This is a genomic window from Thalassospira sp. A40-3 (genome assembly GCF_015871485.1).
Classification (GTDB): Bacteria; Pseudomonadota; Alphaproteobacteria; order Rhodospirillales; family Thalassospiraceae; genus Thalassospira; species Thalassospira tepidiphila.
The window spans coordinates 2,086,651-2,098,535 of the sequence record NZ_CP065428.1 but is presented as its reverse complement, the minus strand read 5'-3'; the positions used below and the strand labels follow the sequence as shown (position 1 = coordinate 2,098,535).

The window sequence follows — 11,885 nt, the reverse complement described above, 5'->3', positions numbered from 1 at the left end:
AAAAAGCCGCCCGTTTGGGCGGCTTTTTTTGTATGACTAATTGGCCAGGTTTTGAAATTCGCATGAAATAGCAGTCGTTAGGTGCCGAAGCGCGGTCTCAAGTAATGCCCGGCTGGATGGATCGCGTAGGATATCATCAACGTCAAAGTTCTTGCCGTTCAGCGGGATGGTTATGCACGCGTCAGTGGCGATGCGTGCATCCATGGTGCGAATGGTTTCAATCAATGCCGCCTGTGCGATTGTTGCGCGGCCTGACGCATTCAGGCAGGCGACCGGCTTTTGCATGAATTCGCCACTGGCCACCACCCAATCAAGGGCATTCTTGATCGCGCCGGTGACACCATGGGCATATTCGGGACTGGCGATCAGGAGTGCATCCGCGCGGCGAAGTGCGTTGCGAAATGACGCAACATTGCGATCATCAGTATCTTCATTGTCCGGATTAAAGATCGGAAGGTGGCCCAAACCATCAAACAGATGAACGGTTGCGCCATGGGGGCTCGCAACCTTTTGTGCCGCTTGAAGGAGCGTTCTGTTGATCGATGCTTGGCGAAGGCTTCCGCACAGGGCAGTAATATGAAAAGTCATTTGGTGCCGCTTTCTGTTTGTGGCGATGGTTGCACAAACGAGCACGCAGCGTAAAGAAAAGCCGCCAGCATATTTTCAATACTGGCGGCTCTGACGTTCGGGTGGGGGACGCGAACGTGGGTGTATGATCCTAGCGGGCTTCAGATGCCGGATAGCCGGCATCGGTGATCGCCGCGATCAGGGCATTGACGTCCGGGTTTCCGGAAACGGCGACTTCGCCATTTGCCAAATCAACCTCGGCACCTTCAACGCCGCTGACCTTTGTTGCTGCTTTGGTCACGGCACTTGCGCAATGACCGCAGCTCATTTTTTCGACCTTCAATTTTACCATCAGATTTCTCCATATGATCAGTGTCTATGAACGCAGTATGGAGGTTCCAGTAGATGGAAGGTCAAGCAGTTTTATGCAGACAAAAGTTTGATGACTTCATCGGCCGTTGCATCGCTTGATGCCGGGTTCTGACCGGTGACAAGTTTGCCATCAACAACCGCATAGGAAGCCCAGTTATCGCCGCGCTCAAACGTTGCGCCATGCTTCTTGAATTCGTCCTCAATCGACAGCGGTACAACGTTTTCAAGGCCGACGGCCTTTTCTTCATCATTGGTGAAGCTGGTAACACGTTTGCCCGAAACAAGCGGTTTGCCATCTGGCGTCTTGGCGTTCACCAAGGCGGCCGGACCGTGGCAGACGGCAGCAACCGGTTTGTTCTGGGCAACGAACGCCTCGATCAGGGCAATGGATTTCTGATCAGTTGCCAGATCCCAGAGCGGACCGTGCCCACCCGGATAGAACAGGGCGTCAAAATCATCGGCTTTCAAACCCTCAAGGGTGACGGTGTTGGCGAAAACAGCGTTTGCCGCTTCGTCCTTTTCAAACCGCTCGGTCGCATCGGTCAGGGCGTCGGGCACTTGGCTGTTGGGATCAAGGGGCGGCTTGCCGCCTTTGGGGGATGCCAGCGTGATCTCTGCCCCGGCGTCCTTGAAGCGATAGTAAGGGGCTGCAAACTCTTCGAGCCAGATACCGGTCTTGTGTCCGGTGTCACCCATCTGATCATGTGACGTAACAATCATCAAAATACGCATCAGTTCCTCCATGCGTGGAATTCATTTGCACTTATCTTAACTGGCTGACAGAATTTGCGAAAGATTGATGAAGTGAACACATTGTCAAATTTAATGAGCATATTGAATGTCGGCACTTGATGAAGTTCGGGCGATGATGATCTTTGCCCGCGTTGTTGACGAAGGCGGGTTTTCTGCGGCTGCGCGGAAGATGGGGCTCAGCCGTGCTGCCATTTCTCATCAAATTCGCCAGCTTGAGACACGCCTTGGCGTGCCTTTGTTGCGCAGAAGCACACGCAGTTTCAGCCTGACTGATGCGGGGGCACGCTATTACGACAGTTGCCGCACCATTTCCCTCGAAGCCGAAGCTGCGCGAAAACGTGTCGAAGAATTGCGTGACGACCCTGTAGGGAAGATATCGCTGACCTGTTCGGTTCATCTCGGCACACTTCGAATTGTGCCGATCCTTGATCGATTCCGGCAAACATATCCGGGGGTGTCGATCGATGTGCATCTCAGCGACGAAGTTGTCGATCTGATTGGTCGCGGCATTGACATTGCCGTGCGTTCCGGGCCGCTGAAAAATTCGGAACTCAAGAACTTCAAACTTTATCAGACCCACAGGATCATCGCGGCCAGCCAGTCCTATGTCAGCAAGTTCGGATTGCCCGAAAGCCCGGATGATTTGTCCGAACATGAATGGGTGATGTATAGCCGTGTTCCTGAGACGCTGACGCTTCAATGTGCCGAAGGTACCCGAAATATCCGTGTGTCGGGCAGTGTTCGGGTGGATAACGCGACAGCCAGATTACAGTTCCTGTGGGGTGGTCACGGATTGGCGGTTGTCCCGCTATGTGATGTTCAGCAGGAAATTGATACCGGCGACTTAATCCGGGTTTTGCCTGATTGCAAGCTGCCCGATCTTGAGATCTATGCCGTTTATCCGGGCGGTGTGACCCGAAGTGCAAAGGTTCAGTCGCTTCTGGATTATATGCGGCGAGAAATGCGTGAAATCGACATTTCGCGCAATGGGCAAGTTCAAAGCGACAGCCATATTGATCATTCGTGATTGTTGGGCTATTCCCCTGTGACGAATTTTCGGGGGACACGCATGGCCAATCTGTTTTTCTATTACTCGTCCATGAATGCGGGGAAATCGACCACCTTGCTTCAGGCGAGTTTCAATTACCGTGAACGCGGCATGGAAACGTTACTGATGACAGTGGCGTTTGATAACCGCTTTGGCGAAGGCAAGATTGCGTCGCGCATTGGTCTTGAAGCACCGGCACTGCTGTTTGATACCAATACCGATATGACGGCCCTGATCCTCGAGCAGGTCGAAAAGGGAAAAGTCGATTGTGTCCTGATTGACGAGGCACAGTTCCTCTCTAAAGACCAGGTCTGGCAACTTTCCGATATCGCCGACATCCATGGCATTCCTGTGTTGTGCTATGGCATCCGTACCGATTTCCAGGGGCAGCTGTTTGAAGGTTCTAAATGGCTGCTGGCGTGGGCGGACAAGCTTAATGAGCTTAAAACCATCTGCCATTGCGGCCGCAAGGCCGGCATGGTTTTGCGGGTTGATGCGGATGGCAAACCTGTCCGCGAAGGGGCACAGGTCGAAATCGGCGGGAATGATCGTTATGTCCCGGTCTGTCGTCGCCATTTCAAGGAAGCGATGGACGAGTAAGGCGCACTCGACTTGGCGTTCTAGTTCCCGATGAGCGCCCGTATTTCCGGTGCCAGCAGGCTATAGGCCACCAGCCACATAACGCCACAGGTTACGCCATCAATGATCTTCCAGGTGATTGGGCGTGCGACATAGGGGGCAAGCCATGCAGCCCCCAGTGCAATGGCAAAGAACCAGACAAAACTGGCACTCATGGCGCCCAAGGCAAAGCCAAGTCTTTCGTCCGCTGGATATTGCCCGCCAATACCACCCAGCATGACAACCGTATCAAGATAGACATGCGGGTTTAAAAGCGTGACTGCGAGGGTGGTCGTAAGAACTGCCTTCCAGCCGGTTTTCGAGATCGCCTTTTCCGACAATGTCTCGGTTTCAAACAACCGCAGCAGAGCACCAAATCCATACCAGATCAGGAATAAGCCGCCGCCCCAGGCCGCAACCTTTGTGAGGAGTGGGTAGGCGGCAATCAAGGTTCCAAGCCCTGCGACGCCCGCTGCAATCAAAACGGCATCGCACAGGGCACAGACGAAGGCCACCATCACCGGATGATTGCGCCGCAATCCCTGACCGAGAACAAAGGCATTCTGCGCGCCAATCGCAATGATCAGTCCGCCGCCAAGGCCAAATCCGGTGGCATAGGTTAAAAGCATTCTTTGGCATCCCTTGTACTGTGGTTCGCCGTTGATAGCACCTTTGTGGATTAAGAAAATCGAATTATACTAAACATGGATTAGTAAAATTGATGGTTGGTCATGCTCGATTACAAATTGGTTGAGGCCTGTGCGGAGGTTATCCGTTTCGGAAGCTTTGAGAAGGCGGCGCGGGCGCTGGGACTAACTCAGTCTGCGATATCCCAGCGGATCAAGCTGATGGAGGAGCGACTTGGCCAGCCAGTGTTGGTGCGCGCCAAGCCGATTGTCCCAACCGTTGCAGGCCAAAGGTTGCTTGCGCATTATCAAAGTGTGCGACTGCTTGAACAGGATCTGGGTTCAGAACTGCCAGAGGTGCGCGCCGAAGGCGAATTTGGTCAGGTAACGCTTGCGGTTAATGCCGACAGTCTGGCGACCTGGTTTGTTGATGTGCCCAAGATGCTGTTTGAGAAACTTGGCGTTCTGGTGCATTTGGTCGTCGATGATGAATCGCTTAATCATCAATCCTTGCAGGAAGGAAACGTGCTGGGTGCGGTCAGTTTGCGCGATACACCCATTCAGGGATGTCGGGTACGACCACTGGGCTCCATGCGTTACTTTATGGTGGTTTCACCAGAGTTTCAGGAACGCTATTTCAAGGATGGCGTAAATGCGGATGCCTTGCGCGCCTGTCCGGCGGTGAATTTTTCCGAACATGATGAGCTGCAAAACCAGTTCCTTCATCAATATTTCGGACTAAACCCCGGGGAATTCCCCGCTCATACTGTTCCAAGTTCACAGGGTTTCGTGACCCTTGCCGAACAGGGTGTGGCCTATGCCGTCGTTGAACAGCATCAGGCGGAAGAGGGGCTTCGCACGGGAAAGCTGGTTCGGCCGTGTCCGTTTGAAATTGATCGTCCATTATATTGGCATCACAAAACCATCAACAGTCGGCTTCTTGATCAGGTCAACGATATCGTCCTGTCTGAGGCGCGGCGTCATCTGCCGGAAAATTCGCAGTAAAATCATGTCTCTCTGAACATTGTTTTGTCTTATTTGCCAAGGACATTCACCGCTGCCAAGTGACCCGATTTGACTTGCATGCAAAAGTGTCGCTTACTTTGATGTGCGAACCAGTCCGTATAACGGATTGTAAAAACAGGAAAACAATGTCTCATCGACTGATCGCCTGTGAAAATTGCGACTATCTCCATGTCGAGGAAGAAATCCCGACGGGCAGTGTCGCATATTGCGTTCGATGTGGATCACCGTTGTACCGCGCGGCACAGGTCCGCTTTGACAAACCGTTGGCGCTGGCTGTCACGGCCTTTCTGTTGTTCTTGATTGCCAACAGCTACCCGGTTTTGACCTTTGCCATGGAAGGCCGGGTTGAGACCAACACACTAAGCAGTGGTGTGCTGACGTTCTGGCGCGAAGGGTTTCCGTTTTTGGCCATTATGGTCGCCGTCACATCTGTGCTGGCACCGCTGGTCCTGATTACGGCGCACATCTATGTATTGCTGCCGATTAGTTTGAACAGGCAAGTGCCCGGCATGCAGGAGGTCTGGCGCATTCTGGCGATCATCAGGCCCTGGTCGATGCTCGATGTCTTCCTGATCGGGTTGCTGGTGGCTTTGACCAAGCTGACGGATTTTGCTGACGTCATTGCCGGTCCTGCATTTTTTGCGATCTGCTGTCTGATCCCGACGGTTCTTCTGATGAATATCACGCTTGATCCACGCTACGTTTGGCGGCGGTTGGCACCGGCAAACCTGCGTTATCCGACATCTGAAGATATTGGCAACCAACAAGGTTCAGATCAGCAAGACAGAACACTTCTGACCTGTCACACATGCTCCATGGTTGTTCTGGGCGGCGGGCATGAAAATGTGCGTTGTCCGCGCTGCGGTGCGATGGTGCATCATCGAAAACCACGCAGCTTGTCGCGTTCATGGGCGTTATTGCTGGCTGCTGTCATTTTGTATGTGCCGGCAAATGTCTTTCCGATCATGACCGTGACGTATCTTGGCCGGGCAGAGGCAGACACAATACTTTCCGGCGTCAGCGCGCTGGTCCGGGCCGGAGAGTGGCCAATTGCCATCGTTGTCTTTACCGCAAGCATTCTGGTGCCAATCATCAAAATCCTGCTGTTGGGGTGGGTTTATATTGCGACCGCCTTGGGGTTGTCTGGTCCACTCAAGGAGCGCACATTGATTTATCGTATCACAGAGCTGATCGGGCGATGGTCGATGGTTGATGTGTTTATGGTATCGATCCTTGCAGCACTGGTAAAACTTGGAAATATCGCAACAGTTCAACCCGGTTTCGGGGCTGTGGCATTTTGTGGGGTGGTTATTTTGACAATGCTGTCGGCCATGGCCTTTGATCCGCGTTTGATTTGGGATCGCGCCGGTATGCAAACGGTCAAGCGACCAAGATTGGCAAGTGTGAAGACAGATCATGACCGCGTTGAAAATCAGGGGATTCCGTCATGAGTGACGCGAAAAGTTCAGAACCGGATCAACAGCCGGAAAAGCCCGACATCCGAACAGGCTGGGGCCGTTTTTCAATTATCTGGCTGGTGCCGCTGGTGGCCTTGGTCGTCGGTGGTTGGCTGTTGTGGCGTGATATTGTCTCAAAGGGTCCTGAAATCACCGTTACGTTTGAAGCGGCCGAAGGTCTGTCTGCCGGTAAGACAGCCGTGCGTTATCGCGATGTCGATGTCGGTCAGGTAACAGCCATCAATCTTGCCGACGATATGGAACATGTTGTTCTGACGATCCGGATGAATGCGGATTTCAGCGATTACCTGACAGATAAAACGCGGTTTTGGGTTGTGCGCCCACGCGTGAGTGCGCGCGGTATTACCGGCTTGGAAACGATTGTTTCCGGGGCCTACATTGAAGTGATACCGGACAAGTCGGGGGAAAAGGCACGCCAATTTATTGGCGAGGAAGAGCCGCAATTTATACCTGACGAAGAAAACGGCACGCGTTTTGTCCTGACAGCAGAAGAGCTTGGCTCCCTGGGTGAGGGGACACCGGTCCTGCTGCGCGGGATCGAGGTCGGAGAGGTGCTTGATACCGAACTGGATGCCAATGCGGATGGTGTTTCAATCCCCGTATTTATCCGCAAACCTTTCGATGCCCTTGTTAAACGCCAAACCAGATTTTGGGATTCAAGCGGGATTGCCCTTGATCTGAATGCCGAAGGCTTTTCTGTGCGTGCGCAGTCTGTTCGCTCTGTTTTGGCGGGTGGAATCAACTTTTATACGCCGCCCGCAAATGAAAACGACGAAATGGCGACCGCAGATACGGTATTCCGACTGCATGAAAGCCTTGAGAAGGCCGAGTTGCTTGCTGAGGGATACAGCCAGCGCTACATGCTTTATTTCGATTCCTCGGTTCGCGGGCTTTCGCGCGGTGCACCTGTGGAATTTAACGGTATCCGTGTCGGGACAGTCGAAAGTGTCGACCTGGAATATGTCGTCACACAGCATGCCTTCCGTGTGCCGGTTGAAGTCACACTTGAACCCGAACGGGTAAGTATCGTTGGTGGGCGCCTGGGGGATGTCGACCCGCAGGAAACCATTGAAACCCTGATTGATAATGGCCTGCGTGCCCGCCTCAAGACAGGAAGTTTCATTACGGGTCAGTTGTTTGTCGACCTGTCCATGCATCCGGTTTCCCCGGCGCGCTATCTTGGCAATCAAGAGGGCAATTTGCCGGAACTTCCGACATTGCCGCAAAAGTTGGACGAAATTGCAAATTCGCTAACCAGTCTTCTTGAAAAGGTCGAGACCTTCCCGATTGAAGAAATCGGAATTCGCCTGCTTGGGACCGTGGAGGGCATGGAGAATATCGTAACGTCGCCGGCCCTGAATAACGGGATGATCAGCCTGCAACAGGCCGCAGCGGGCATAAATACGCTTGTTACCAATCTGGATGCGAGTGTGTTACCCGCAACCCAGACCGCACTGGATGCAGCACGCGAGGCACTTGGCGGTGTTCGCGATGTCACGGCGCCAACGTCACCTGTGCGTTACAACCTTGAACAGGCCCTGAAAGAACTCGGTGCGACGGCGCGTTCCCTGCGTGAACTGACCGATTTCCTCGAACAGAACCCGAGTGCCCTTATCCTTGGCAAGAGCGGCCCGGAGGAGAATAAATGATGCGACACACAGTCCGGAAAATGATCTCCAGATGGGGGGGGCTGCTGGTTGCACCGCTTTTGGCCGCTTGCGCGTCACCCTCGGTTCCTGACCAATATTATTTGCTGTCACCAATGGTGCAGCCGGTGTCGCCGGCATCCGGTGAAACGACAGTCATTGGCGTGGGTCCGGTGACAATTCCGAGCTATCTCGACCGATCGACGATCGTCACGCGTAGTGCCGCCAATCGACCGGAGGTCAATTCCGGTTACCGCTGGGCCGAACCGCTGGGCGAGAACATCAATCGTGTTCTTATGGATAACCTCGACAGGACCGGGGTTGCAGCACGGCTGGAAGTCTTTCCGTGGAACTCACGGGACATGGTGGAATGGCAGGTGGTTGTCGATATTGACCGTTTTGAACTGCAGGCCGATGGCAATGTTAACCTCACAGCACGCTGGAAGCTTGTGCGTTTCCAAAGTGGGGAAATCGTCACAGCAGCCAAATATGACAAGGTCAGCACACCAGTCGATCAAACACTCGACAACACCGTTATCGCCATGAGCAGCCTGCTGGCCGATTTGACAGCCGAAATTGCGGCGCGGATACCGTGATCCGTCACAAAAGGACGGTTGAAGGGCGAATACGCAGTTCGATTGTCAGAATTTCCCAGCTTGAAGGGCAGGGGAATTCAGGAAATTCTAAAGAAATACCCGAAAGTATATAAAACATCTGCATCGAACTATTGTTTTAGGAACCCGAATAGCAGTATAAGTAAGAATAAATATAAAAATTGGGACACGCGCCTGACTAGTTAAACGGCAGACTTATGCCGCCCAAACAGGAAGTTAGGGAGCCAGAGCGCGTCATGTCGGATACGACATTTGAAGTTATGGTCCAGCGTGGGGATCGCTGGATAATCCATTCGACATTTGATGTCGAACAGGAGGCGGTTACAGAAGCTGAAAAGCTTGTGAAAACCAAGATCTCTGCCGTGCGCGTTATTCGTAACTGGGAACGCGGCGACGGTCGTCATATTGAAAAGGTACTTCTCGAAAAACAAGGTGCTGGCGATGACCAGGACGATGACGTTCGGGTAACTTCGATCGACGAAGCGCCGTTGTGCGAGACGGATAACGACCTTTTGCAGAAAGAAAGCCGCGCGACCATCAACCGGTTGCTGCGCAAATATTTCGAACAGGAAATTCTGACGCCTTGCGAGGTAATGTACAATTACCAGAACCTGCGCAAGTTGATGTTCCATGACACCTTGATGCCGACCGCGGTCGACAAGGTTGCCGGGCTTCATGCCAAGGCGACGGATGGCGATCACATTGAGGCGATGAACAACCTTCATGGCGCGATTGAGCAGCTTTCTGCGCGCGCCCGCGAAGTTGAGAAGGTCGATCTGCCGGCATTCGAAGACGCCACCATTTCGGAAGTGCGTGACGAAATCCGACGCCTCAACCTTGCGGAAGATACCGACTTCCTGACCATGGTTGCGCTGACGCGTGTGCTGTCCTCGACCCGTAACTGGGTTGGCAAGCTTGACCTCGCGCTTAAGGTCAAGGGCGATGAAAAGGACGAAGCTGCCCGCAAGATGATTGATGACGTGATTGCCGATATTCTCGGTTCTCCCGTCGCACTCAAGGAACTGCTTGGCGGTTCGCGCAGCTTTGGCGAAGCGGTGACCCTGCACATTGACCTCGCACTTGGTCGGGCAAAGGGCAATCGCGGTGCTGCCGATGACATTCTGGAACTTCTGAACCCGCTGTTTGGGTCTGGCCTTTTGGCCAACAGTCAGGAAGCGATGTTTGATTACATCGTTCGCGAACTGCGCAGTGCCAATAGCCTGCAACGCCACGAAAGCGATCCGGATCCGCTTGACGGTATCCTTGAACGCCTGATCACAGAGCAGGGCGTGATTTATGGCACGCCGATGGTCAGCGCGATTGCTGAACGTGGTGCTCGGTTGCGCAATGTTGGTGGCCCACGGGCCCTGATCGAAGGTGTCGCAGAAATCAACAGTCGCCTGATCCCCAACTTCCGGAAGCTGACCTGGCTTATTGCGGTTGCCAATAGCGGGATCGTCGAAGACTTTGCCGACGAACTTTACGAAATGATGCGCGACGCTGTTGGTGATATGCGTGCTTTGCGCGCGTTCTGTGAGCCGGACGCCAAGCCACGCGACAAAATGGCGACCGTCAAACATATGAACGACGTGCTTGCGGCATCAAACGTTCCTGACGAACAGAAGGCGGAAATCGGTGCCAAGCTTGATGACGGGCTGGCAGAGTATCTTGTCCGCGAGAAGGTGATTGAACGCATTGATAATCCGAGCCTGCATTTGCGCAAACGCGCCTATATGCTGGTTCAGTTCTGTTCAAGTGGTGTTCTGATTGAGGGCAAATCGGCTGCCATGGCCCGGAAAAGGGTGGTCGGGTATCTGAAACAGCCCAACTTTACCGACAAATTGGTCGATGACATCAAGGACATGACGACCAAGGAAGGCACGATCCGCGATTTCTATGCATTGTTGCAACGAAGCGGGTTCTGAGCCGAAGACATCCTTTTGGCGTTGAATGACCAAACCACCCCACGAAAGCCAGTTGGCAAGATTCGTGGGGTGTTTGTCATTGTTGCCACATTCGGGATTGGGCATGATGTATCTCTGACAAGGAGCTACGATGATGTCCAACTCGCCCCATACCCCGAAATTAGTCGCCTGCCACGCCTTTGATGGTGTCATGAGTCTTGATGTCATCGGGCCGCTTCAGGTGTTTGGCTCGGCAAATGACGAGCTTTCCGCGCTGGGACGGCCACAAGGATACGACGGGATCGTTGTGGCCGGGGCGAGTGGGCCGGTACAGACATCCTGTGGTGTGCGAATATATGCCGATATGGCGTGGCGCGACCTTGATCTGGAAACGGTCGATACCTTGCTGGTGCCAGGTGGTGTCGGTGTTCTGACAGAATGCAAAGAACCGCAAATCCTTGATTGGGTCAGAAAGGCCGAAGGCATCGTACCGCGGCTAGGCTCGATTTGTTCAGGTGCACTTATTCTGGCCGAGGCGGGGGTGCTTGATGGCAAAATGGCCACAACCCACTGGTCGCGTTGCGAACAAATGGCACGGGATTACCCGGCAATCCAAATGATGGGGGACCGGCTGCACAGCTATGATCCCGCGGGCTTGGATGGTGATCCACATGTTTTCACATCAGCTGGTGTCACCGCCGGGATTGATCTGGCGCTGGCAATCGTCGAAGCGGATTTCGGTCGTGCCCTGGCCTTGTCCGTTGCACGCAGGCTTGTAATGTTCCTCAAACGGCCCGGCGGGCAGGCGCAGTTCAGTGCCTATCTGATCCCTGAAACCGGCGCCACAGCACGGCTTGCAAATCTGCTTGAATGGTTGCCCGGCAATATCGCCAAGGATCTATCGCTTGAAACACTGGCCGAACGTGCCGGGATGACACCGCGCACTTTTTCACGGGTGTTTGCGCGTGATCTGGGGATGAGCCCGGCGCGTTATGTCGAGCGCGTCCGGGTAGAAGCCGCCCGTGCGCTGTTGCAGGACGAAGCCCTTGCGATTGGACAGGTTGCCGAATTGTGCGGCTTCCGGCATCCGGAAACGCTGCGCCAGGCGTTTCAGCGACATCTTTCTGTCAGTCCCCAGGAATATGCGGATCGCTTTGCCCGCAAATCATTAGTCTCCGCAAACTAGCGACGGTTTGACGGCTTTCATCACAGTCTGAATTTCAGGAGTTGGGA

The 11,885-nt window shown here is 53.7% G+C and carries 12 protein-coding genes; 8 read left to right on the top strand and 4 right to left on the bottom strand.

Features of this window, described 5'->3' with window-relative positions; translation table 11 throughout:
- Window positions 1-36 precede the first annotated feature (36 nt).
- The 3 genes from IT893_RS09540 to IT893_RS09530 form a co-directional block, all read right to left on the bottom strand.
- Complete coding sequence (locus IT893_RS09540) at window positions 37-588, bottom strand: NADPH-dependent FMN reductase (RefSeq protein ID WP_197147571.1); 552 nt, start codon at window positions 586-588, stop codon at window positions 37-39.
- Between the two features lie 130 nt (window positions 589-718).
- Entirely contained in the window at window positions 719-919 is a 201-nt protein-coding gene (locus IT893_RS09535) for a heavy-metal-associated domain-containing protein (RefSeq protein ID WP_008890769.1), read from the bottom strand.
- A 71-nt stretch (window positions 920-990) separates the two neighbouring features.
- Complete coding sequence (locus IT893_RS09530) at window positions 991-1,671, bottom strand: type 1 glutamine amidotransferase domain-containing protein (protein ID WP_197147570.1); 681 nt, start codon at window positions 1,669-1,671, stop codon at window positions 991-993.
- A 106-nt stretch (window positions 1,672-1,777) separates the two neighbouring features.
- On the opposite strand from IT893_RS09530, the gene IT893_RS09525 reads away from it, so the two are divergent.
- Complete coding sequence (locus IT893_RS09525) at window positions 1,778-2,719, top strand: LysR family transcriptional regulator (protein ID WP_197147569.1); 942 nt, start codon at window positions 1,778-1,780, stop codon at window positions 2,717-2,719.
- Between the two features lie 42 nt (window positions 2,720-2,761).
- A complete protein-coding gene (locus IT893_RS09520) occupies window positions 2,762-3,340 on the top strand; it encodes a thymidine kinase (protein ID WP_197147568.1) in 579 nt (192 codons plus the stop codon).
- Window positions 3,341-3,360: 20 nt separating this feature from the next.
- Here IT893_RS09520 and IT893_RS09515 read toward each other — a convergent pair whose 3' ends face one another.
- On the bottom strand, window positions 3,361-3,987 hold the full coding sequence (locus tag IT893_RS09515) for a LysE/ArgO family amino acid transporter (protein WP_197147567.1): 627 nt from the start codon (window positions 3,985-3,987) through the stop codon (window positions 3,361-3,363).
- 102 nt (window positions 3,988-4,089) lie between these two features.
- Here IT893_RS09515 and IT893_RS09510 point away from each other — a divergent pair, with 102 nt between their 5' ends.
- The 6 genes from IT893_RS09510 (at window position 4,090) to IT893_RS09485 (ending at window position 11,838) form a co-directional block, all read left to right on the top strand.
- Window positions 4,090-4,989 carry a LysR family transcriptional regulator ArgP gene (locus IT893_RS09510; RefSeq protein WP_197147566.1) on the top strand — a complete coding sequence of 300 codons (900 nt, stop codon included), beginning with the start codon at window positions 4,090-4,092 and terminating at the stop codon, window positions 4,987-4,989.
- Between the two features lie 146 nt (window positions 4,990-5,135).
- Window positions 5,136-6,461, top strand: a complete 1,326-nt coding sequence (locus tag IT893_RS09505; RefSeq protein WP_197147565.1) for a paraquat-inducible protein A — start codon at window positions 5,136-5,138, stop codon at window positions 6,459-6,461.
- On the top strand, window positions 6,458-8,137 hold the full coding sequence (locus IT893_RS09500; protein WP_197147564.1) for an intermembrane transport protein PqiB: 1,680 nt from the start codon (window positions 6,458-6,460) through the stop codon (window positions 8,135-8,137). Before IT893_RS09505 ends, IT893_RS09500 begins: the two co-directional genes overlap by 4 nt.
- Window positions 8,134-8,730, top strand: coding sequence for a membrane integrity-associated transporter subunit PqiC (locus IT893_RS09495; protein ID WP_197147563.1), 597 nt, complete (start codon window positions 8,134-8,136; stop codon window positions 8,728-8,730). Before IT893_RS09500 ends, IT893_RS09495 begins: the two co-directional genes overlap by 4 nt.
- Before the next feature lie 254 nt (window positions 8,731-8,984).
- Window positions 8,985-10,673 carry a hypothetical protein gene (locus IT893_RS09490; RefSeq protein ID WP_008890760.1) on the top strand — a complete coding sequence of 563 codons (1,689 nt, stop codon included), beginning with the start codon at window positions 8,985-8,987 and terminating at the stop codon, window positions 10,671-10,673.
- A gap of 130 nt (window positions 10,674-10,803) precedes the next feature.
- Complete coding sequence (locus IT893_RS09485; protein WP_252724130.1) at window positions 10,804-11,838, top strand: GlxA family transcriptional regulator; 1,035 nt, start codon at window positions 10,804-10,806, stop codon at window positions 11,836-11,838.
- Window positions 11,839-11,885: the final 47 nt, after the last annotated feature.